This window comes from Streptococcus oralis, assembly GCF_023110435.1.
Classification (GTDB): Bacteria; Bacillota; Bacilli; order Lactobacillales; family Streptococcaceae; genus Streptococcus; species Streptococcus oralis_CF.
The window spans coordinates 1-20,976 of record NZ_JALDWB010000004.1; the positions used below are offsets into that span (position 1 = coordinate 1).

24 protein-coding genes, 1 tRNA gene, 1 other RNA gene and 2 pseudogenes are annotated in these 20,976 nt (G+C 40.6%); 25 read left to right on the top strand and 3 right to left on the bottom strand.

Going from position 1 to position 20,976, the window contains the following annotated elements:
- Positions 1-2: 2 nt before the first annotated feature.
- Positions 3-76 (top strand) — tRNA-Asn (locus tag M1F97_RS06380).
- Between the two features lie 77 nt (positions 77-153).
- Here M1F97_RS06380 and M1F97_RS09220 read toward each other — a convergent pair.
- A pseudogene (locus M1F97_RS09220) lies at positions 154-1,204 on the bottom strand (transposase).
- Positions 1,205-1,221: 17 nt separating this feature from the next.
- Between M1F97_RS09220 and M1F97_RS06400 the strand changes: the two are divergent.
- From M1F97_RS06400 to M1F97_RS06410, 3 genes and pseudogenes are all read left to right on the top strand, one after another.
- Positions 1,222-1,416, top strand: a pseudogene (locus M1F97_RS06400) (hypothetical protein).
- A gap of 224 nt (positions 1,417-1,640) precedes the next feature.
- Positions 1,641-1,874: a sigma(X)-activator ComW gene (comW, locus tag M1F97_RS06405; RefSeq protein ID WP_247944573.1), complete on the top strand. Its 234-nt coding sequence runs from the start codon at positions 1,641-1,643 to the stop codon at positions 1,872-1,874.
- A gap of 245 nt (positions 1,875-2,119) precedes the next feature.
- Positions 2,120-3,406: an adenylosuccinate synthase gene (locus M1F97_RS06410; protein WP_125449526.1), complete on the top strand. Its 1,287-nt coding sequence runs from the start codon at positions 2,120-2,122 to the stop codon at positions 3,404-3,406.
- Between the two features lie 481 nt (positions 3,407-3,887).
- Here M1F97_RS06410 and M1F97_RS06415 read toward each other — a convergent pair whose 3' ends face one another.
- Positions 3,888-4,433, bottom strand: coding sequence for a hypothetical protein (locus M1F97_RS06415; RefSeq protein WP_206283186.1), 546 nt, complete (start codon positions 4,431-4,433; stop codon positions 3,888-3,890).
- Between the two features lie 220 nt (positions 4,434-4,653).
- Here M1F97_RS06415 and tadA point away from each other — a divergent pair, with 220 nt between their 5' ends.
- The 8 genes from tadA to M1F97_RS06455 all read left to right on the top strand — a co-directional run bounded on the left by tadA (position 4,654) and on the right by M1F97_RS06455 (position 9,949).
- Positions 4,654-5,121, top strand: coding sequence for a tRNA adenosine(34) deaminase TadA (gene tadA / locus M1F97_RS06420; RefSeq protein WP_169447054.1), 468 nt, complete (start codon positions 4,654-4,656; stop codon positions 5,119-5,121).
- Positions 5,122-5,153: 32 nt separating this feature from the next.
- An RNA gene (gene ffs / locus M1F97_RS06425) (signal recognition particle sRNA small type) lies at positions 5,154-5,248 on the top strand.
- A gap of 58 nt (positions 5,249-5,306) precedes the next feature.
- Positions 5,307-5,750: a dUTP diphosphatase gene (locus M1F97_RS06430; protein ID WP_169447055.1), complete on the top strand. Its 444-nt coding sequence runs from the start codon at positions 5,307-5,309 to the stop codon at positions 5,748-5,750.
- Positions 5,710-6,267: a histidine phosphatase family protein gene (locus tag M1F97_RS06435; RefSeq protein WP_206283188.1), complete on the top strand. Its 558-nt coding sequence runs from the start codon at positions 5,710-5,712 to the stop codon at positions 6,265-6,267. Before M1F97_RS06430 ends, M1F97_RS06435 begins: the two co-directional genes overlap by 41 nt.
- 13 nt (positions 6,268-6,280) lie before the next feature.
- Positions 6,281-7,642, top strand: a complete 1,362-nt coding sequence (gene radA / locus M1F97_RS06440; protein ID WP_247944644.1) for a DNA repair protein RadA — start codon at positions 6,281-6,283, stop codon at positions 7,640-7,642.
- A 72-nt stretch (positions 7,643-7,714) separates the two neighbouring features.
- The gene (locus M1F97_RS06445; protein WP_002876632.1) at positions 7,715-8,209 is read left to right on the top strand and encodes a beta-class carbonic anhydrase; all 495 of its coding nucleotides are present in this window, start codon (positions 7,715-7,717) and stop codon (positions 8,207-8,209) included.
- A 213-nt stretch (positions 8,210-8,422) separates the two neighbouring features.
- Entirely contained in the window at positions 8,423-9,391 is a 969-nt protein-coding gene (locus tag M1F97_RS06450) for a ribose-phosphate diphosphokinase (protein ID WP_084933666.1), read from the top strand.
- A gap of 120 nt (positions 9,392-9,511) precedes the next feature.
- Positions 9,512-9,949, top strand: coding sequence for a CoA-binding protein (locus tag M1F97_RS06455; RefSeq protein WP_247944574.1), 438 nt, complete (start codon positions 9,512-9,514; stop codon positions 9,947-9,949).
- 27 nt (positions 9,950-9,976) lie between these two features.
- Here the strand turns inward: M1F97_RS06455 and M1F97_RS06460 are convergent, their stop codons facing one another.
- Positions 9,977-10,987, bottom strand: coding sequence for a YeiH family protein (locus tag M1F97_RS06460; RefSeq protein ID WP_247944575.1), 1,011 nt, complete (start codon positions 10,985-10,987; stop codon positions 9,977-9,979).
- A 150-nt stretch (positions 10,988-11,137) separates the two neighbouring features.
- Between M1F97_RS06460 and M1F97_RS06465 the strand changes: the two genes are divergently transcribed.
- The 13 genes from M1F97_RS06465 (at position 11,138) to purC (ending at position 20,945) form a co-directional block, all read left to right on the top strand.
- Positions 11,138-12,307, top strand: a complete 1,170-nt coding sequence (locus M1F97_RS06465) for a pyridoxal phosphate-dependent aminotransferase (protein ID WP_247944576.1) — start codon at positions 11,138-11,140, stop codon at positions 12,305-12,307.
- Positions 12,304-13,074, top strand: coding sequence for a DNA repair protein RecO (gene recO, locus M1F97_RS06470; RefSeq protein WP_247944577.1), 771 nt, complete (start codon positions 12,304-12,306; stop codon positions 13,072-13,074). Before M1F97_RS06465 ends, recO begins: the two co-directional genes overlap by 4 nt.
- A complete protein-coding gene (gene plsX, locus M1F97_RS06475; protein WP_247944578.1) occupies positions 13,071-14,063 on the top strand; it encodes a phosphate acyltransferase PlsX in 993 nt (330 codons plus the stop codon). The genes recO and plsX overlap by 4 nt, the downstream gene beginning before the upstream one ends.
- 4 nt (positions 14,064-14,067) lie before the next feature.
- Positions 14,068-14,304, top strand: coding sequence for an acyl carrier protein (locus tag M1F97_RS06480; RefSeq protein WP_000136440.1), 237 nt, complete (start codon positions 14,068-14,070; stop codon positions 14,302-14,304).
- Positions 14,305-14,755: 451 nt separating this feature from the next.
- Positions 14,756-14,947 (top strand): class IIb bacteriocin, lactobin A/cerein 7B family, encoded by a 192-nt coding sequence (locus M1F97_RS06485; RefSeq protein ID WP_247944579.1) that lies wholly within the window; start codon positions 14,756-14,758, stop codon positions 14,945-14,947.
- Between the two features lie 24 nt (positions 14,948-14,971).
- Positions 14,972-15,154, top strand: coding sequence for a class IIb bacteriocin, lactobin A/cerein 7B family (locus M1F97_RS06490; protein ID WP_125395599.1), 183 nt, complete (start codon positions 14,972-14,974; stop codon positions 15,152-15,154).
- A 3-nt stretch (positions 15,155-15,157) separates the two neighbouring features.
- Positions 15,158-15,373: a bacteriocin immunity protein gene (locus tag M1F97_RS06495; RefSeq protein WP_247944580.1), complete on the top strand. Its 216-nt coding sequence runs from the start codon at positions 15,158-15,160 to the stop codon at positions 15,371-15,373.
- An 80-nt stretch (positions 15,374-15,453) separates the two neighbouring features.
- On the top strand, positions 15,454-15,642 hold the full coding sequence (locus M1F97_RS06500) for a hypothetical protein (RefSeq protein ID WP_132972226.1): 189 nt from the start codon (positions 15,454-15,456) through the stop codon (positions 15,640-15,642).
- Between the two features lie 24 nt (positions 15,643-15,666).
- A complete protein-coding gene (locus tag M1F97_RS06505; RefSeq protein WP_247944581.1) occupies positions 15,667-15,876 on the top strand; it encodes a bacteriocin immunity protein in 210 nt (69 codons plus the stop codon).
- A gap of 324 nt (positions 15,877-16,200) precedes the next feature.
- Complete coding sequence (locus M1F97_RS06510) at positions 16,201-16,389, top strand: hypothetical protein (RefSeq protein ID WP_247944582.1); 189 nt, start codon at positions 16,201-16,203, stop codon at positions 16,387-16,389.
- 165 nt (positions 16,390-16,554) lie between these two features.
- Complete coding sequence (gene comA / locus M1F97_RS06515; protein WP_247944583.1) at positions 16,555-18,708, top strand: peptide cleavage/export ABC transporter; 2,154 nt, start codon at positions 16,555-16,557, stop codon at positions 18,706-18,708.
- A 12-nt stretch (positions 18,709-18,720) separates the two neighbouring features.
- The gene (gene comB, locus M1F97_RS06520; RefSeq protein ID WP_247944584.1) at positions 18,721-20,070 is read left to right on the top strand and encodes an HlyD family secretion protein; all 1,350 of its coding nucleotides are present in this window, start codon (positions 18,721-18,723) and stop codon (positions 20,068-20,070) included.
- Between the two features lie 167 nt (positions 20,071-20,237).
- Complete coding sequence (purC, locus tag M1F97_RS06525) at positions 20,238-20,945, top strand: phosphoribosylaminoimidazolesuccinocarboxamide synthase (RefSeq protein ID WP_247944585.1); 708 nt, start codon at positions 20,238-20,240, stop codon at positions 20,943-20,945.
- Positions 20,946-20,976: the final 31 nt, after the last annotated feature.

The window sequence follows — 20,976 nt, forward strand, 5'->3', positions numbered from 1 at the left end:
TATCCGCCATAGCTCAGTTGGTAGTAGCGCATGACTGTTAATCATGATGTCGTAGGTTCGAGTCCTACTGGCGGAGTAAGATCAAGAGTCTGAGACAAAATGGTTCTCAGCCACAAAAAAGCTAGAGATTCCCAATAGTGGAACTCTAGCTTTTTAATTTTGAGTCGTTCTCTTATTGTATTTTAGGAAGTTATTAGCCATGAGTACCAATCCCATGTCAATTCTCACTTGACGCTTACCTCTCAGATTACATCTCTTGTAACCTAAACAAGCCTTTATCTGCCCAAAGACAGGTTCCACATCAATCTTACAGTGTAGCTATCCTCCTTGTCATTATAATGACAATTTGCTAAGTTTCTAGCCGACTGTTTATACCCTCTCTTCTGTTCCTGATCAAACATGGCATATTTAATCAGATGGTTCACCTTCTTTTCATCTAGACGAAGGAGGTTTTCTTCGCTTCTATATCCAGCATCTGCGACAACTGTCTTCAAGTCATGCGGATAGGTTTCAAGTAAAGGTAAAAGAGTTTTGGTGTTTGTCGGATTTGAGAAGACATCATAGTGAAGAACAAATTGGTTTTCCGTTCATCCTTTCCTTTAACGGGTGTCTCCTCCATGTCTTGGCTCAGTTTTTCCAATTCTTCTTCAAGGACTTGGGCGAATTCAATCAACTGCTCTGAGGAGATAGGCTCTTGTGTATCCAGTTCGATAGCTTGATGGATAAGGGGAGTGATTTCTTCTTGAAAATAGACCTGTATCTGTTCTTGAAGTTTGGCGGAGAATTTCTCTGTCGCTTCCTTCCACACGAAACTATACTTGTTGGCATTGGCTTCAATCTTAGTCCCGTCAATAAACAAACAATCTAAGGTTACTAACTCTTCCATTTTTAAACGAAGATTGAGGTCGATGAAAAGATCACGAATGAGTTCTTCCATCCCTTCAGCGACACGAAAAGGATTGATGGTACGATAGCTGACAACCAACTGCCCTGTTAGGTATTGCATAGCGAGATTTTCAATCATCATTTTTTCAATTTTTCGTCCAGAGAAAATCCCTTGTGAATAGGCAAATAGAAGAGTAGATACAAGCATTTTAGGGTGATAAGACGGGCGACCAAAGGTATGATAGAAGGCGTGGAAGTGACAATCCTCCAAGGTATTTACCACTTTTTCAATAGTAAAGACGAGATGGTCTTGTGGCAAGAAAGAACTGATTTCTAGTGGTACAGTTGTTTGATTTGTGTTATAGTGAATATGCATGAGATAGCCTTTCTAAATGGTTTATTGGGCAATTCTATTTTACCAAGACTATCGCAACCATGCCAAAAAGCAATGGCAAATCCGTTGCTTTTTGGGGAGACAAGGGACTATTGTCCCAGTCTCTTTTCTTATGTGAACCGCGTCCCAAAAGTTAGACAAAAAAATCTAACTTTTGGGATGTGGTTCATAGACGGGTGGTCATGATTTTATAAATGAAGTAAACTTTTCAAAATTCAAAACTTAATTTTGGTATCTATAATTACCTTTATATTTTATTTTTAGTTCGTTTAGCTTTAAATTCTTCTTTTATAGGATTTGAAGCTTTTTTAGTTCGTTTTTCTGTTAGACTAGTGTTAATAATAAGAAAGGGATTTTTTATATGCTTCAAAAATTTTACGAACGAGCATTTGTCTTTTTGAAACTAGTTGAACAAGAATATGCTTCTTTATGTCAGAGTTGTGTTGAGTGGGAATCACTTCATCTTCGTTTTTTACTTTATTACCTGATAAGATTTAGAATTAAAAGCGATAAAGAGTTTTGTTTATATCATTTTCAGACGGCCTATCGCTTGTATCTAGATAAATTTTTGCTAGAAGGTACTACTCTAAACTAGTGACGTTCATATATATCATTTATCACGAACAATAATGAGCATTGAATTTATGATTTTAAGGATTTTATTTAAAATATAAGGTTTTGCATTTTATGATTTATAGAAATTCCAAATCTTTTCCAGTGTTTCTTCTTGATAAAATGGTCTTTTTTTCTTATAATAAATTGTAAGATATGATTGCAGGTGAGACTCCTGCCATGTATATGAGAAAGGACGAGCTCCTAGTAGCTCAGACGAATTTTATTATGACTTCAGTTGTTGTTGTAGGTACCCAATGGGGCGATGAAGGTAAAGGGAAAATTACAGATTTTCTTTCAGCTAATGCAGAGGTAATTGCTCGTTATCAAGGTGGTGATAATGCTGGTCACACCATTGTGATTGATGGCAAGAAATTTAAGTTGCACTTGATTCCATCAGGTATTTTCTTCCCTGAAAAAATTTCTGTCATTGGGAACGGGATGGTTGTAAACCCTAAATCTCTAGTAAAAGAGTTGAGTTATCTTCATGAGGAAGGTGTGACAACTGATAACTTGCGTATTTCTGATCGTGCACATGTTATTTTGCCTTACCATATTGAGTTGGATCGCTTGCAAGAAGAGGCTAAGGGTGAAAATAAGATTGGTACTACAATTAAGGGAATCGGTCCAGCCTATATGGACAAGGCAGCTCGTGTCGGTATTCGTATTGCGGATCTTTTGGATAAAGACATTTTTCGTGAGCGTTTAGAACGTAATCTTGCGGAAAAGAATCGTCTGTTTGAAAAATTATATGATAGCACGCCTATTTCAATTGATGATATTTTTGAAGAGTACTATGAGTATGGCCAACAAATCAAGCAGTATGTGACAGATACATCCGTTATCTTGAACGATGCACTTGATAACGGTAAACGTGTACTTTTTGAAGGTGCACAAGGTGTTATGTTGGACATTGACCAAGGTACTTATCCATTTGTTACTTCTTCAAACCCTGTCGCTGGTGGTGTGACAATTGGGTCTGGTGTTGGTCCAAGTAAGATTGACAAGGTTGTAGGTGTGTGTAAAGCTTATACGAGTCGTGTAGGTGACGGACCTTTCCCAACTGAGTTGTTTGATGAAGTGGGAGATCGCATTCGTGAAGTAGGTCATGAGTATGGTACAACAACTGGCCGTCCACGTCGTGTGGGTTGGTTTGACTCAGTTGTGATGCGTCATAGTCGCCGTGTATCTGGGATTACCAATCTTTCATTGAATTCTATTGATGTTTTGAGCGGTTTGGATACTGTGAAAATTTGTGTGGCTTATGATCTCGATGGTCAACGTATCGACCACTACCCAGCTAGTCTTGAGCAATTAAAACGTTGCAAACCTATCTACGAGGAATTGCCTGGTTGGTCAGAAGACATTACTGGAGTTCGTAATTTGGAAGATCTTCCTGAAAATGCGCGTAACTATGTTCGTCGTGTGAGCGAGTTGGTTGGGGTTCGTATTTCTACTTTCTCAGTAGGTCCTGGTCGTGAACAAACCAATATTTTAGAAAGTGTTTGGTCATAGAAGATTTTTAAGATTAGTTTAAGAGAGGGTGGGTATACTATAGATAGTTACAAGAAGACCTCCTAACTTGTTGTAACAAATATCCTAAACTTTTCTTTTTCATAATAATCTCCCTATTAAGTCACCGCATTCGGTGACTTTTTTAGTTCATAAGTCCTATACAGGCTTCTACTTGACTTTTTAAGATAAAGAAAAAAACAGTGGGACAGAAATCTGTAGACCAAGTCTTAATTTGATAGAACTAGAACTTCATGGTTTCAACAATTCGGTAGATTGGTTAAGGTTGTGAATGGAGAAAAGAAGTTTTGGTAAAAGTAGCTTTTTGAATTTTAAAATACCAACAAATAGTTTAATCTACTAATAAATTATGGGTGTACAACTAAGCAAAAATGAAGTTGGGATTTTTGATCCCAGCCTCTTCAGTGAACTATTTTCTTTAGAATTTATAAGTTAGATAAAATTAAATTTTTTGTAAATTAGCTTATTTGATAACTTGGTTTCCTGATTTGTCATTTTGAATTTGGTTCATTTCGTGCATAAAAACATCTGCTTTCAGTTTATCTGTGATGATACTGACACTTATTAGCTTATTTAGATTTTTCTCATATCCTTCTAAAAAAATAGGATTTCTAATTTTCATGGTTAACTTTGCACAATTAAAGGGACGCTTTTTAATGGTTATTTGTTCGATATCTTGAAGTTTAAATTGATAATGTAATACGCTGAGGCCCCTGCTACTATAGGTGTAATACTGAATAGTATTGTTTTTATGAACTTCTAATTTTACTCCATTTATGAAGAGATAATACCCCATAAACCATAGAAGAAGTGGAACATAAATCAGTACAATTGCTATAATAATCTTGTCTGTAAAATCGGTATTATAAGCTATCAGATGCTTTAGAATCCAGAGAATCATAACAGATAAAGATATCATGAATGGTCCCCCTACTCTATTAAGTTGATTTTTATATGGAAACATTAAGGTAAATTTTGGTTTATCCAGTAATAACTCTAATTTCATCATTTACCCTTTCATATTGTTTATTGTATAAATTTCAGTATATTCATCATTTTTGATTTTCTATCAATTTTGCTAATATTATACTCTTTTTAAAACATTATTTCTACAATCCAGCTATTTAATACTATCTAAAGTTAGTCAGTGTAAATATTATAGAGCTCTTTTTTTGTCTAGGAAAACATGCTATAATGATAGAATTGATAAGCAGGAAAAGAGAGAAGCTATGAATTATACAGTTAAAGAAAAAGAAGCTTTTATGAGAGAGGCCTTGAAAGAGGCAGAAATTGCTCTAGAACACGATGAAATTCCAATTGGCTGTGTGATTGTCAAGGATGGAGAGATCATTGGCCGTGGGCATAATGCGCGCGAGGAGTTGCAACGGGCAGTCATGCATGCAGAAATCATGGCTATAGAGAATGCGAATGTGAGTGAAGAGAGCTGGCGTTTACTAGATTGCACCCTTTTTGTGACCATAGAGCCCTGTGTGATGTGTAGCGGGGCGATTGGGCTTGCCCGTATTCCAAACGTAGTTTACGGGGCTAAAAACCAGAAATTTGGTGCAGCTGGAAGTTTGTACGATATTTTGACAGATGAGCGTCTAAATCATCGTGTAGAGGTAGAAACGGGAGTTTTGGAGAGTGAGTGTGCAGCGATTATGCAGGATTTTTTCCGAAATCGACGGAAAAAATAATTTCTCTTTAAAAACAGAGTGGAATGTGGTATAATAAATAGTGGAGCAACAGTTCTGCGTGAAGCGGGTCAGGGGAGGAATCCAGCAGCCCTAAGCGAGTGTGAATTGTGTGCTCTTTTTTCGTGCTTTTTTCGAATAAATAAGATAAAATAGCCTAGAATAAATGATTATAGAAAAGAGAAAATATGAAAATTCGTGGTTTTGAATTGGTTTCGAGTTTTACAGATGAAAATTTGCTCCCTAAGCGTGAGACAGCCCATGCAGCTGGTTATGATTTAAAGGTTGCGGAACGCACTGTGATTGCTTCAGGAGAGATTGTTCTCGTCCCAACAGGAGTCAAGGCTTATATGCAGCCAACAGAAGTGCTCTATCTCTATGACCGTTCATCAAACCCTCGTAAGAAGGGCTTGGTCTTGATTAACTCAGTTGGGGTCATTGATGGGGATTATTATGGAAATTCTGGAAATGAAGGGCATATTTTTGCTCAGATGAAAAACATTACTGACAAGGAAGTGATTCTTGAAGTTGGGGAACGTGTGGTTCAGGCTGTCTTTGCACCATTTTTAATCGCAGACGGAGATGCAGCTGATGGCGTGCGGACTGGTGGATTTGGATCGACAGGGCATTAAGATGAAGATAATCTTTGTACGTCATGGGGAGCCAGATTACCGTGAGTTAGAGGAACGTTCTTATACAGGTTTTGGGATGGATTTAGCACCTTTATCTAAGGAAGGACGGCAACAAGCTCAGGAACTTTGCCAAAATCCTTTGCTTGGCTCAGCTGATATACTGGTGTCTTCTGCAGTGACGCGAGCATTAGAAACGGCTTTTTATGTATCTTGTGCTACAGGCCTTCCTTTGAGGGTGGAGCCTTTGTTACACGAATGGCAGGTTTACGAAAGTGGCATAGAGAATTTTGAAAAAGCACGTACTCTGTTTTTAGAAAACAAGGGGGAGTTGCTTCCTAATAGTCCTATTCAGTATGAGACAGCTGCGGAAATGAAGTCTCGATTTCTAGAATCTATGGCTAAGTATCGAGAACATCAGACTGTAGTTGTTATAGCTCATCGTATGCTAATACGTCAGTTTGTGCCAAGTGAGAAGATTGATTTTTGTCAAGTGATTGAGTGTGAGGTAGAAATTTAGAAAGAGGTTTATCATCGCAAAGAAAAAAGCGACATTTGTATGTCAAAATTGTGGGTATAATTCCCCTAAATATCTAGGGCGCTGTCCAAACTGTGGGTCTTGGTCTTCTTTTATAGAAGAAATCGAGGTTGCAGAGGTCAAGAATGCGCGTGTATCCTTGACGGGTGAGAAAACCAAACCCATGAAACTGGCTGAGGTAACCTCAATCAATGTCAATCGAACCAAGACTGAGATGGAGGAGTTCAACCGTGTACTTGGAGGCGGAGTGGTACCAGGAAGTCTTGTACTCATTGGTGGGGATCCAGGGATTGGGAAATCAACTCTTCTCTTACAAGTTTCAACCCAGCTATCTCAAGTAGGGACTGTTCTCTACGTCAGCGGGGAGGAGTCTGCTCAGCAAATCAAGCTACGAGCAGAGCGCTTGGGAGATATTGATAGCGAGTTTTATCTCTATGCAGAGACCAATATGCAGAGTGTTCGCGCTGAGGTGGAGCGCATCCAACCAGATTTTCTCATCATCGACTCCATCCAGACGATTATGTCTCCTGAGATTTCAGGGGTGCAGGGGTCTGTTTCTCAGGTACGTGAGGTGACAGCTGAACTTATGCAGTTAGCTAAGACTAATAACATTGCTATCTTTATCGTAGGGCATGTGACCAAGGAAGGGACCTTGGCTGGTCCGCGTATGTTGGAGCATATGGTAGATACAGTGCTTTACTTTGAAGGGGAACGTCACCATACCTTTCGTATCTTGAGAGCGGTCAAAAACCGTTTTGGTTCCACTAATGAGATTGGCATCTTTGAGATGCAGTCGGGCGGATTGGTTGAGGTACTCAATCCGAGTCAAGTTTTCCTAGAAGAGCGTTTGGATGGGGCTACTGGTTCATCAATCGTGGTGACCATGGAAGGGACCCGTCCGATTTTGGCGGAGGTTCAAGCTTTGGTAACACCAACCATGTTTGGAAATGCTAAGCGCACAACGACAGGTCTTGATTTCAATCGTGCTAGTTTGATTATGGCTGTTTTGGAAAAACGTGCAGGATTGCTCTTGCAAAATCAGGATGCCTATCTCAAATCTGCTGGCGGTGTCAAATTGGATGAACCTGCGATTGACTTGGCTGTTGCGGTTGCCATTGCTTCGAGCTACAAAGACAAGCCTACCAATCCTCAGGAATGTTTTGTGGGAGAGTTAGGCTTGACCGGAGAAATTCGGCGCGTAAATCGTATCGAACGACGCATCAATGAAGCGGCAAAACTGGGCTTTACCAAGATTTATGTACCCAAGAATTCCTTGACAGGAATCACTCCTCCTAAGGAAATTGAAGTCATTGGAGTGACGACTATTCAGGAAGTTTTGAAAAGGGTCTTTGCATAATCCGTGACAAATCTTCTTAAAAATGATAAGATAGGAGAAATATTTGATTATCAAATTTTTAAGGGGGAAATCGTGTCGTATTTTGAACAGTTTATGCAAGCCAATCAGGCTTATGTTGCTCTACATGGGCAGTTAAATCTGCCACTTAAACCGAAAACCAGAGTAGCTATCGTGACCTGTATGGACTCACGTCTGCACGTTGCGCAAGCTCTAGGTTTGGCCCTTGGGGATGCTCATATCTTGCGGAATGCGGGTGGTCGAGTAACTGAGGACATGATTCGTTCACTGGTGATTTCCCAGCAACAAATGGGGACAAGAGAAATCGTGGTGCTTCACCATACAGACTGTGGAGCTCAAACCTTTCAAAATGAAAGTTTTCATGAACATTTGAAGCATGAGCTCGGGGTTGATGTGTCTGATCAAGATTTTTTACCATTCCAGGATGTTGAAGAGAGTGTGAGAGAGGATATGCAATTGCTTCGAGAATCTCCACTGATTCCTGATGATGTGGTTATTTCAGGTGCTGTCTATGATGTGGATACAGGAAGTATGAGAGAAGTATACTAACTTTGTCTCGAAAAAATTTCATCCTAGCATAAAATCGATTGTTAAAATGTAGTGATTTTAATTTTAATATAGCTAATATAAAATAGTAAAAACAAGGGTATAAATGTTTGCCCTTGTTTTATTTTTGATTGAAAAATAAAGGAAAAAGCGCTACAATGGTAAATGGAAAATGTTGTGTAAAAAACAAGTGATACATAAATACCGGAGGAAATCATGTCTTTTTCTGATTTAAAGCTGTTTGCCCTTTCTTCTAATAGAGAATTGGCAGAGCGTGTGGCGCAAGAAATTGGGATAGAGTTGGGGAAATCGACTGTTCGCCAATTTTCAGATGGGGAGATTCAGGTCAACATCGAAGAATCAATCCGTGGAAAACACGTCTTTATCCTACAATCAACTAGTTCACCTGTAAATGATAATTTACTTGAAATTTTGATTATGGTGGATGCATTGAAGCGTGCTAGTGCAGAATCTGTCAACGTTGTCATGCCTTACTATGGTTACGCACGTCAGGATAGAAAAGCGAGAGCGCGTGAGCCGATCACTTCAAAACTCGTTGCCAATATGCTAGAAGTGGCTGGAGTGGATCGTTTGTTGACGATTGATTTGCATGCTGCGCAGATTCAGGGATTCTTTGATATTCCTGTGGATCACTTGATGGGTGCTCCATTGATTGCAGACTACTTTGAACGTCGTGGGATGGTTGGATCTGACTACGTGGTTGTCAGCCCAGACCATGGTGGGGTGACTCGTGCTCGTAAATTGGCAGAGTTTTTGAAAACTCCGATTGCGATTATTGACAAACGTCGTAGTGTAGACAAGATGAACACTAGCGAAGTGATGAACATCATCGGTAAGGTAGAAGGTAAGACTTGTATCTTGATTGACGATATGATCGATACAGCTGGAACCATTTGCCATGCAGCGGATGCTCTTGCTGAAGCAGGTGCTGTTGAAGTATATGCAAGCTGTACGCACCCAGTACTTTCTGGCCCTGCTATGGATAATATCCAAAAATCAGCTATTAAAAAATTGGTTGTTTTGGATACCATCTACCTACCAGAAGAGCGTTTGATTGATAAGATTGAACAAATTTCGATTGCCCACCTTCTAGGCGATGCCATCGTGCGTATCCATGAAAAACGCCCTCTTTCTCCTTTGTTTAGCATTGAGAAAAAGATTTAATCTTTCACTTGAAGTAGACAGAACTCCTAGCAAGTTTCTTTTCTTGCTAGGAGATTTTTTGTAGTCAAAATCTGCAAGCCTTTTCAAAATATGCTATACTGATGAAAAAGGAGGATTTCTATGAGCCAAGAATTTATCAATCCAAGTGATGGAGTGGTCCGTCAGTATCTGGCCACCAGTAAAACGTTAGCAGTGGTGGGCTTGTCCGACCGTGAGGAGACAACCAGCAATCGAGTGACCAAGGAAATGCAGGCTCGAGGCTATAAAATCATTCCAGTTAATCCCAAGGCTGCAGGTGGTGAAATTTTGGGAGAAAAGGCTTATGCGAGTCTAGCTGAGATTCCTTTTCCTGTAGATGTTGTCAATGTTTACCGTCGCAGCGAGTTTCTGCCAGATGTGGCGCGTGATTTTCTCAAGGCTGATGCCAAGATTTTTTGGGCGCAATTAGGACTTGAAAATCTAGAAGCGGAAGAAATCTTGCGTGCTGGAGGATGCGATGACATCGTGATGAATCGCTGTATCAAGAGAGAACATACTCGCTTAATTCTTGAGCAATAAAAAGGTAGCCATGGGCTACCTTTTGTATTATAAAGTACCAATCAATGCTTGCATGCCTAGGCTGGTAAGGATGATGGCAATCCAGCAAAGAGCTCCGAGGACAATAGATTTACCACTGGATCTAACCATGGCAATTAGATTGGTTTTGAGACCGATGGCACTCATAGCCATGACGATAAGGAATTTGGAGAGTTGCTTGAGAGGTGCAAAGAAGTCACTGCTGACACCTAATGAAGTGAGAATGGTAGTTAGCAGAGAAGCCAAGATAAAGTAAAGTATAAAAAGTGGGAAGACTTTTTTCAGTTGGAAATCCTGGCTGTTTTTTCGCTGGTGACTTTGCCAGTAGGAGAGGAAGAGAGTGATGGGAATGATTGCTAAGGTGCGCGTGAGTTTAACAATGGTTGCCGATTCGAGGGTATTGGTTTGGTAAAGACTGTCCCAGGAGCTGGCGGTGGCCGTTACAGAAGAAGTATCATTGACCGCAGTTCCTGCAAAGAGGGCGAAGCCTTCATTGGATAGGTGAAGCCAGGTTCCTAGAGTTGGAAAGATGAGTGCCGCTAAGACATTGAAGAAAAAGATAACGGAAATGGCTTGGGCTACTTCTTTTTCCTTGGCCTGGACAACGGGTGCTGTCGCAGCAATGGCAGAGCCACCGCAGATAGAAGAACCCACTCCAATCAAGGTAGCTAGTTTTGTGTCTAGCGCAAAGAAACGCTGGAAGAGGTAGGCGACAATCAAGGAAATCGAAATGGTGGAGAGGATAACAGGGAGCGAAGATTGCCCGACCGCGAAGACTTGCGAGATATTGAGACCAAAACCGAGTAAGATAACGGCATACTGGAGCAATTTTTTTGAACTAAAGGTCAATCCAGCATCCAGTTGTTTGTAGGGTGAAAGCCAGGGGTGGAGGAGCATTCCAGCAAAAATTGCAAAGACAGGTGCACCCACGACGGGGAAAAATCCTCCCAGGAACCAAGATACGATAGAAATGAGAAGGCAGGCCAAGATTCCTGCTCCATTTTTTGATAAAAATGACATATAAACCTCCGAAAATAAGCACTTATTATTATAGTCCTGTTGAGAAGAAAAGTAAAACAGAAAGTGAAAAATGCAGGTTTCAGATGGATTTTGCGGTCAGGGAGCTTTTGTAGTATAATAGTACTATGTTCTGTAAGCAAGGGGGTATCTATGGACTTAACCAAGCGCTTTAATAAACAGTTAGACAAGATTCAAGTTTCGTTGATTCGCCAGTTTGACCAGGCTATTTCGGAGATTCCTGGGGTCTTGCGTTTGACCTTGGGGGAACCTGATTTTACAACACCAGATCATATCAAGGAAGCAGCCAAGCGAGCCATTGACCAGAACCAGTCCTACTATACAGGGATGAGCGGTTTACTGACCTTGCGTCAGGCTGCTAGCGACTTTGTAAAAGAAAAATACCAGCTAGATTATAATCCTGAAAATGAAATTTTGGTTACAATTGGGGCGACAGAGGCTTTATCTGCTACTTTGACAGCTATTTTGGAAGAGGGAGACAAGGTTCTCTTACCAGCTCCTGCCTATCCAGGATATGAGCCGATTGTCAATCTAGTTGGGGCAGAGATTGTCGAGATTGACACGACTGAAAATGGTTTTGTCTTGACTCCTGAAATGTTGGAAAAGGCAATTTTGGAGCAAGGCGACAAGCTCAAAGCAGTCATTCTCAACTATCCGGCTAATCCGACAGGAATTACCTATAGTCGGGAGCAGTTGGAAGCCTTGGCAGAAGTTTTACGCAAGTATGAGATTTTCGTTGTTTGTGATGAGGTTTACTCAGAATTGACCTATACGGGGGAAGCTCATGTGTCTCTAGGAACTATGCTGAGAGACCAGGCCATTATCATCAACGGCTTGTCTAAATCGCATGCTATGACAGGTTGGCGCTTGGGTCTGATTTTCGCTCCTGCAGCTTTCACAGCGCAGTTGATTAAGAGTCACCAGTACTTGGTGACTGCCGCAAATACCATGGCTCAACATGCTGCGGTGGAGGCTTTGACCGCTGGTAAAAACGACGCCGAGCCTATGAAGAAGGAATACATCCAACGTCGAGATTATATCATCGAGAAGATGACTGCTCTTGGTTTTGAGATTATTAAACCAGATGGTGCCTTCTATATCTTTGCTAAAATTCCAGCGGGTTACGATCAAGATTCCTTTGCTTTTCTCAAGGATTTTGCCCAGAAGAAAGCCGTGGCCTTTATTCCTGGTGCCGCCTTTGGGCGTTACGGAGAAGGCTATGTGCGTCTGTCTTATGCGGCCAGCATGGAAACGATCAGAGAGGCCATGAAACGACTTGAGGAGTATATGAGAGAAGCATGATTCAGTCTATCACGAGTCAAGGCTTGGTGCTCTACAATCGTAACTTTCGTGAGGATGACAAGCTAGTCAAAATTTTTACCGAGCAGGCTGGCAAACGCATGTTTTTTGTCAAACACGCTGGTCAGTCCAAACTGGCTCCTGTTATTCAGCCATTGGTGTTGGCACGATTTCTCTTGCGAATCAATGATGATGGGCTCAGTTACATCGAGGACTACCATGAGGTGATGACCTTTCCCAAGATTAATAGTGACCTCTTTGTCATGGCCTATGCGACCTACGTAGCAGCTCTTGCAGATGCTAGTTTGCAGGATAATCAGCAGGATGCTCCCTTGTTTGCTTTTTTGCAAAAGACCTTGGAGTTGATGGAAGTGGGCTTGGATTATCAGGTTTTGACCAATATTTTTGAAATTCAAATCTTGACTCGATTTGGAATTGGGCTAAATTTTAATGAGTGTGTCTTTTGCCATCGGGTAGGTCAGGCCTTTGACTTTTCTTTCAAATATGGAGCCTGCCTCTGCCCAGACCATTATCATGAGGATGAGAAACGTTGCCATCTGAATCCCAACATCCCTTATCTGCTCAATCAATTTCAAGCTATTGATTTTGAGACCTTGGAAACCATTTCGCTCAAGTCCGAAATCAAGCAAGACTTGCGCAAGTTTATGGATCAGATCTACGAAGAGTACGTCGGGATTCACCTAAAATCAAAGAAATTTATTGATTCCCTAGCAGACTGGGGACAATTACTCAAAGAGGAAGACAAATGAAAAAAATCGCAGTAGATGCTATGGGGGGCGATTACGCTCCTCAAGCCATCGTTGAGGGTGTCAACCAAGCCCTTACTGACTTTTCAGATATTGAGATTCAACTCTATGGAGATGAAAGCAAAATCAAGCAATATCTAACAGCTACAGAGCGAGTCAGCATTATCCATACGGATGAAAAAATTGACTCAGATGATGAGCCGACAAAAGCAATCCGTAAGAAGAAAAATGCCAGTATGGTATTAGCAGCTAAGGCAGTCAAAGATGGGGAGGCGGATGCCGTACTCTCCGCTGGGAACACAGGTGCCTTGTTGGCTGCAGGATTCTTCATTGTGGGTCGTATTAAAAATATCGACCGTCCTGGACTCATGTCTACCTTGCCGACCATTGATGGAAAAGGGTTTGATATGCTTGATCTCGGTGCCAATGCAGAAAACACAGCCCAGCACCTCCACCAATACGCTGTTCTCGGCTCCTTTTATTCTAAAAATGTTCGTGGGATTTCGAAACCACGTGTTGGTTTGCTCAACAACGGAACAGAAAGCAGCAAGGGTGATCCCCTTCGTAAGGAAACCTATGCCTTGCTAGTAGCTGATGAAAGTTTGAATTTTATCGGAAACGTGGAAGCGCGTGATTTGATGAATGGCGTTGCGGATGTTGTCGTGACAGATGGTTTCACGGGAAACGCTGTGCTCAAATCTATTGAAGGGACAGCCATAGGTATCATGGGCTTGCTCAAGACAGCTATTACAGGTGGCGGTCTTCGAGCAAAACTTGGTGCTCTCCTTCTCAAGGATAGCCTTAAAGGTTTGAAAAAGCAACTCAACTATTCAGATGTTGGAGGCGCTGTTTTGTTTGGTGTCAAGGCACCTGTTGTTAAGACTCATGGCTCAAGTGATGCTAAAGCTGTGTACAGTACGATTCGCCAGATTCGTACCATGCTAGAAACAGACGTAGTTTCTCAAACTGCGCGTGAATTTTCAGGAGAATAAAAAGATGACAGAAAAAGAAATTTTTGACCGTATTGTGACCATTATCCAAGAACGACAGGGAGAGGACTTTGTCGTGACAGAAGCTTTGAGTTTGAAAGACGATCTCGATGCAGACTCAGTGGACTTGATGGAGTTTGTCTTGACGCTAGAAGATGAATTTGGTATCGAGATCAGCGATGAGGAAATTGACCAATTGCAAAGTGTAGCAGATGTGGTCAGAACTATTAAAGGTAAAATATAGCAAAAAGCAACATGCAAGTCATGTTGTTTTTTTGTTTGCAGAAAAAAGAGTAACGTTAAAATTTTTAGTAGAAATTGCGAATAAAGAGATGAGGAAGAAAAAAGGAGGAACGTTCATGTACATGCCAATCTTGTATCCATGGTATATCAAGTGGTTTTTAAAATAAAAATGAATTAATTGTTCATTTTCGAATTGTTTTTCGAATAGATAGATAAGAAAAAAAGGAAGGAGACTACGCGATGTATTTACCAATCTTATTGCCATGGTTTATCAAATGGTATTTAAAATAAATGAAATTTACCTGTTCATTTTAAATCACTTCTCGAATAGATAAGTGAGCAGAAAAGAAAGGAGAGAAAAAATGATTTCAGTTATTTTTCCAATCTGGTTTTTAAAATGGTTTAAAATCTAGAAGTCGTAAACTAAAAAATAGAAATAAAGGAGAAAAAAGATGACAAACTTTGACAAAATGGAACAGAACTTTGTAACTCTTACAGAAGAAGAGTTGATGGATGTGGATGGGGGATTGATTATTACAGCAGCTGGAATTATTTTAGCAGGAAAAGTAGCAGGTGCTGTGGTTACAATTGGAGGAGCTCTTTATGGAGCAGGATATGCTATTGGAAAAGCATTGCGACCTTAATATGATTAGAAAGGAGGCTTAGTAATGAAACAATTTCAAGAATTATCTTTTCAAGAACTTGAAGAGGTTCAAGGTGGTGTTATTACATTAACGATAGGTACGGTAGTACTTGTAGGCTGGAAAGCAGCAGCAGCTTATGGTGCAGCTGCTACTTTAGCAGGAGGCACATTTGGATTGGGAGTTTATAATGGGTATAGAGGGCGTTAGATTATGAACAATCGGAACATTAATCTCAACACACTCTTACCTAAATTAGCCACTATATTTCCTTTGTTGGCAATCGGCCTGCATCTCGCGCTTCATGTGATTCGTACAGGTTCATTAGTATCCTTTGATTGGCAATGGACTTTAGTTGGTTTGCTTGCCTCAGGCTATTTTGGTATTTTTTGTAAAGATTTGTCAAAAAATAATCAAAACTATAAATGATGAATCTGAATGAAAAGGATTTTGTGCATGTGAATGGCGGAGTTTTTCCGCCTTTCTTATCAGGTAAATAGGAATCTACCATGAAAAAATTCTTATTAGGATTTGCTGAGGGATATTTTATCGTATCACTCATTATCTATATCGCAACGTATTTGATTTTGAAAAATCCGATCAATACCTTGTTTTATCCAGAAACCTATCCGATTCTGCTTGGTCTGTTTTATGTAGGATATAAGTACGAAACAAAAGAAAGTACGATTGGGAATTGATGGACCATCAGATTGGAGTTCGGGATGAAAGTTGTTCAATTACTAGGAAAAGCTTGGCCAGAGACCACTGTATTGTTTAGCTCGATGGCTTATCTAATTATTAGAATCTTGGCTGATGTAAACAAAATAAACCTACCTACATGGTTTGAATATTTTGATATACCTACGATTTCATTATTCTTGATGACCTTTATCTTACTTTATAGAAGTGAAGAAAAAGATGACAAGTGGTGACAACATGAGTCTGATCTCTGTAGCTCCAGCATAAAAGCAATCTTGGAGTGTTAGACTAATGAACCATAATCTACATTTAGTTAGGAAGGTGTCTGTATGTTAAAAAAGAAGTGATGTTATTAGGAGGACTTCTACTAGTACGTATTGTGCTTTCTATCCTTCAAGTTTTAATGGACTATAAGCTATTGCCAGGAAAGTATAGTGTAAATTTCATGGAAGTTTCAGACTTGTTCTCTTATCCCCTACTTCTTTTAATCATTTACATAGCGGTAAAATACCATATTATCCAGAAAACAGCGGCTAAAGAAGGTAATGAGGGCGAAAATGACTAAGATTTTAAAATCTATTCTTGTATTCACTTTCCTATTTTTGATGAATATTTTCATCTTTGGGATACTAGCAACTTTAGGATTTCAGCTGACAATGAGTGAAAAGAGTTATATTGTACCACCGCTGTTTTCGATTATCGTTTTGTACATGATTGACAAAAGAATTAGGAAGAAAAAGAAATAAATATATATTTTAGGCAGGACTCTTGTTCTGCCTATTTTCTTTGACAAAAAGTGCTGTTTAGGCGTGGATATTGTTTTTTCAGAAATAATTCCCTTATTTCTTCCTTGTTTGGTTAAAATAATCTTACAAAGTTTTTAAGAGATTGTTAGAAAAAAGGAGATAGATATGAAATTTAAGAAAAGGCACTACCGTCCTCAGGTGGATCAGATGGATTGTGGCGTGGCTTCCTTGGCTATGGTCTTTGGCTACTACGGTAGTTATTACTCCTTGGCTCATCTACGAGAGTTGGCCAAGACGACCATGGATGGGACGACGGCTTTGGGGCTTGTAAAGGTGGCAGAGGAGCTTGGCTTTGAGACGCGTGCTATCAAGGCGGATATGACGCTCTTTGACTTGCCAGATTTGACCTTTCCCTTTGTGGCTCATGTGCTTAAGGAAGGGAAATTGCTCCACTACTATGTGGTGACAGGTCAGGATAAAAAGCACATCCATATCGCTGATCCAGATCCTGGTGTCAAGCTGACCAAGATTTCCCGTGAGCGATTTGCGCAAGAGTGGACAGGGGTCAGTCTCTTTATGGCGCCATCTCCAGACTATAAACCCCATAAGGAGAAAAAACAGGGACTCCTATCCTTCTTACCAATCTTACTCAAACAGCGTGGCTTAATTACCAATATCGTCCTAGCGACACTCTTGGTAACCCTGATCAACATTGTAGGTTCTTATTATCTGCAGTCTATCATTGATAGTTACGTACCAGACCAGATGCGTTCGACCTTGGGTATTATCTCTATTGGGCTGGTCATCGTCTATATTCTCCAGCAGATCTTATCCTATGCCCAGGAATATCTTCTGCTGATCCTTGGGCAACGCCTGTCAATTGACGTGATTTTGTCCTACATCAAGCATGTTTTTCACCTGCCGATGTCCTTTTTCGCGACACGCAGGACAGGAGAAATCGTGTCTCGTTTTACAGATGCCAATAGTATCATCGATGCGCTGGCATCGACCATTCTATCGATCTTTTTGGATGTGTCAACGATTTTGATTATTTCGCTTGTCTTGTTTTCACAAAATATGATACTCTTTTTCATTAGTCTGCTTGCCCTTCCCATCTATACAGTGATTATCTTTGCTTTTATGAAGCCTTTTGAAAAGATGAATCGTGATACCATGGAAGCTAATGCGGTTCTGTCTTCTTCTATCATCGAGGACATCAACGGTATTGAGACCATTAAATCTTTGACCAGTGAAAGTTCACGCTATCAAAAGATTGATAAGGAATTTGTGGCTTATCTGAAAAAATCCTTTACCTACAGTCGGGCAGAAAGCCAGCAAAAGGCACTGAAAAAAGTTGCTCAGCTCCTGCTCAATGTTGCCGTTCTCTGGATGGGAGCAGTTCTCGTCATGGATGGGAAAATGAGTTTGGGCCAGCTGATTACCTATAATACTTTGCTTGTTTACTTTACCAATCCTTTGGAAAATATCATCAACCTACAAACCAAACTTCAGACAGCGCAGGTTGCCAATAATCGTTTAAATGAAGTGTATCTGGTAGCTTCGGAGTTTGAGGAGAAGAAAACAGTCGAAGATTTGAGCATGATGAAGGGAGATATGACTTTCAATCAGGTTCACTACAAGTATGGTTACGGTCGAGATGTTTTGTCGGATATCAATTTGACGATTCCGCAAGGTTCTAAAGTGGCTTTTGTGGGAATTTCAGGATCAGGCAAGACAACTTTGGCCAAGATGATGGTTAATTTCTACGACCCAAGTCAGGGAGAGATTAGTCTGGGTGGTGTCAATCTCAATCAGATTGATAAAAAAGCCTTGCGCCAGTATATCAACTATCTGCCTCAACAGCCCTATGTCTTTAACGGAACGATTTTGGAGAATATTCTCCTTGGGGCTAAGGAAGGGACGACACAGGAAGATATCTTACGAGCAGTCGAGTTGGCTGAGATTCGGGAGGATATCGAGCGGATGCCGCTGAATTATCAGACAGAATTGACTTCGGATGGGGCAGGCATTTCTGGTGGGCAACGGCAGCGAATTGCTTTGGCGCGTGCTCTCTTGACGGATGCACCTGTCTTGATATTGGACGAAGCGACCAGCAGTCTGGATATTTTGACAGAGAAGCGGATTGTCGATAATCTCATGGCACTAGACAAAACCCTGATTTTCATCGCCCACCGCTTGACCATTGCTGAGCGGACAGAGAAGGTTGTTGTCTTGGATCAGGGCAAGATTGTCGAAGAAGGCAACCATGCAGACTTGCTTGCGCAGGATGGCTTTTACGCTCATTTGGTCAATAGCTAGAAAGAGGAGAAGATGAAACCAGAATTTTTAGAAAGCGCAGAGTTTTACCATCGTCGTTACCATAATTTTTCCAGTCGCGTGATTTTACCCATGACGCTTTTGCTCGTGTTTTTACTTGGCTTTGCAGTCTTTGCAGAGAAGGAGATTAGTTTGTCTACCAGAGCGACTGTCGAACCTAGTCGGATCATTGCCAACATCCAATCGACTAGCAATCAACGCATTGTGGCAAATTATCTAGAAGAAAACAAACTAGTCAAGCAGGGGGATCTCCTCGTTCAGTACCAGCAAGGGGCGGAAACCGTTCAGGTTGAAGCATACGCCAATCAGTTGGAGATGTTAAAGAATCAAAAAAAGCAGTTGAGTTATTTGCAATCCAGTTTGAAAGAGGGGACTGATCAATTTCCAGAGGCGGATAAGTTTGGTTATCAGGAGATGTTTCGAGACTATCTCAGCCAAGCTAGTAGTCTTAGGAGTAATGTTTCTCAGCAAAATGCCAGCATCTCCTCGCAGAATGCGGCAGCAAGTCAGAGTCAGGCCGAGATTGGCAATCTTATCAGCCAAACGCAGGATAAAATTCGAGATTACAAAACAGCTAAGTCGGCGATTGAAACAGGAGCTCAACTGGATAGTCAAAATGCGGCCTACTCTTTTTATCAGACCTATAAAAACCAAGGTGGAGAAGATCTGCAAACCAAATCGCAAGTTATTGCACAGGTGGATGCACAAATTACCCAGCTAGAGTCTAGTTTAGCTACTTATCGTGTGCAGTATGCGGGTTCTGGAGCTCAACAAGCCTACGCAACGGGACTGGATAGTCAACTTGAATCCCTCAAGTCTCAGCAGCTAGTCAAAGTCGGCCAGGAATTAACCCTTTTGGATCAGAAAATTTTGGAGGCAGAGTCGGGTAAGAAAGTCCAAGGAAGTCTGCTGGACAAGGGGAAAATTACAGCAAGTGAGGATGGGGTGCTTCACCTTAATCCTGAAACCAGTGATTCTACCATGGTTGCAGAAGGAACCTTGCTAGCCCAACTCTATCCATCCTTGGAAAAAGAAGGCAAAACCAAACTCACAGCTTATCTCAGTTCAAAAGATGTTGCAAGGCTAAAAGTAGGTGATTCTGTTCGCTTTACTACAAGCAAGGATGCCAACAAAGAACTTGTTCTTGTTTCTGCTATTACGAATATTGATGCGACAGCTACTAAGACTGAAAAGGGAAATTTCTTTAAGATAGAGGCGGAGACCAGTCTGACTCCTGAACAGGCAGAAAGGCTTCGCTACGGTTCAGAAGGACGTTTGACACTAATTACAGGAAAGAAAAGTTATTTCCGCTATTATTGGGATCAATTTTTGAACAGAGAATAATGTTTGTTTTTAATGTAATATTATACTTTTAAAACTGTAAAATATTTTGATTTTACAGTTTTTCTTAATGTTAAAAATAGGTACCTTCGTCTTCGTTCGCAAATTCTTGCTATTTCCGTTATTTTGTAGTAAAATGAAGTAAAGAAATACGAAAGGCGAACTTTAACATGTCAAAAGAATTGATCTATTCGGGAAAAGCCAAGGATATCTATACAACTGAGGATGAAAATCTCATTATTTCAACTTACAAGGACCAGGCAACTGCCTTCAATGGTGTCAAGAAGGAGCAGATTGCGGGCAAGGGAGTGTTAAATAATCAGATTTCATCTTTTATTTTTGAGAAATTAAATGCGGCTGGTGTAGCGACCCACTTTGTGGAGAAACTTTCGGACACGGAACAGCTCAATAAAAAGGTTGAGATTATTCCTTTGGAAGTTGTGCTCCGTAACTACACGGCTGGTTCCTTTTCAAAACGTTTTGGCGTAGAAGAAGGTATCGCATTTGAGACTCCAATTGTCGAATTTTACTATAAAAATGATGATTTGGATGATCCCTTTATCAATGACGAGCATGTGAAATTCCTTAAAATTGCGGATGACCAGCAGATTGCTTACTTGAAGGAAGAAACCCGTCGTATCAATAAACTTTTGAAGGCTTGGTTTGCTGAGATTGGTCTTAAATTGATTGACTTTAAGCTAGAGTTCGGTTTTGACAAGGATGGCAAGATTATCTTGGCAGATGAATTTTCACCAGATAACTGCCGTTTGTGGGACGCAGATGGCAATCACATGGACAAGGATGTTTTCCGTAGAGGTCTCGGAGAATTAACAGACGTCTACGAGATTGTCTGGGAAAAGTTGCAGGAATTGAAATAACAACCTAAAGGCTGTTTGGGAACATTGCAAG

Coding starts and splice junctions, on each gene's coding strand:
- comW (WP_247944573.1), top strand. CDS start 1,641: ATGCTTCAAAAATTTTACGAACGAGCATTTGTCTTTTTGAAACTAGTT.
- purC (WP_247944585.1), top strand. CDS start 20,238: ATGTCAAAAGAATTGATCTATTCGGGAAAAGCCAAGGATATCTATACA.
- M1F97_RS06430 (WP_169447055.1), top strand. CDS start 5,307: ATGAAAATTCGTGGTTTTGAATTGGTTTCGAGTTTTACAGATGAAAAT.
- M1F97_RS06410 (WP_125449526.1), top strand. CDS start 2,120: ATGACTTCAGTTGTTGTTGTAGGTACCCAATGGGGCGATGAAGGTAAA.
- M1F97_RS06505 (WP_247944581.1), top strand. CDS start 15,667: ATGAAAGTTGTTCAATTACTAGGAAAAGCTTGGCCAGAGACCACTGTA.
- recO (WP_247944577.1), top strand. CDS start 12,304: ATGATTCAGTCTATCACGAGTCAAGGCTTGGTGCTCTACAATCGTAAC.
- comB (WP_247944584.1), top strand. CDS start 18,721: ATGAAACCAGAATTTTTAGAAAGCGCAGAGTTTTACCATCGTCGTTAC.
- M1F97_RS06495 (WP_247944580.1), top strand. CDS start 15,158: ATGAACAATCGGAACATTAATCTCAACACACTCTTACCTAAATTAGCC.
- M1F97_RS06415 (WP_206283186.1), bottom strand. CDS start 4,433: ATGATGAAATTAGAGTTATTACTGGATAAACCAAAATTTACCTTAATG.
- M1F97_RS06510 (WP_247944582.1), top strand. CDS start 16,201: ATGACTAAGATTTTAAAATCTATTCTTGTATTCACTTTCCTATTTTTG.
- M1F97_RS06435 (WP_206283188.1), top strand. CDS start 5,710: ATGGCGTGCGGACTGGTGGATTTGGATCGACAGGGCATTAAGATGAAG.
- tadA (WP_169447054.1), top strand. CDS start 4,654: ATGAATTATACAGTTAAAGAAAAAGAAGCTTTTATGAGAGAGGCCTTG.
- M1F97_RS06500 (WP_132972226.1), top strand. CDS start 15,454: ATGAAAAAATTCTTATTAGGATTTGCTGAGGGATATTTTATCGTATCA.
- M1F97_RS06490 (WP_125395599.1), top strand. CDS start 14,972: ATGAAACAATTTCAAGAATTATCTTTTCAAGAACTTGAAGAGGTTCAA.
- M1F97_RS06480 (WP_000136440.1), top strand. CDS start 14,068: ATGACAGAAAAAGAAATTTTTGACCGTATTGTGACCATTATCCAAGAA.
- comA (WP_247944583.1), top strand. CDS start 16,555: ATGAAATTTAAGAAAAGGCACTACCGTCCTCAGGTGGATCAGATGGAT.
- M1F97_RS06460 (WP_247944575.1), bottom strand. CDS start 10,987: ATGTCATTTTTATCAAAAAATGGAGCAGGAATCTTGGCCTGCCTTCTC.
- M1F97_RS06465 (WP_247944576.1), top strand. CDS start 11,138: ATGGACTTAACCAAGCGCTTTAATAAACAGTTAGACAAGATTCAAGTT.
- M1F97_RS06485 (WP_247944579.1), top strand. CDS start 14,756: ATGACAAACTTTGACAAAATGGAACAGAACTTTGTAACTCTTACAGAA.
- plsX (WP_247944578.1), top strand. CDS start 13,071: ATGAAAAAAATCGCAGTAGATGCTATGGGGGGCGATTACGCTCCTCAA.
- M1F97_RS06450 (WP_084933666.1), top strand. CDS start 8,423: ATGTCTTTTTCTGATTTAAAGCTGTTTGCCCTTTCTTCTAATAGAGAA.
- M1F97_RS06455 (WP_247944574.1), top strand. CDS start 9,512: ATGAGCCAAGAATTTATCAATCCAAGTGATGGAGTGGTCCGTCAGTAT.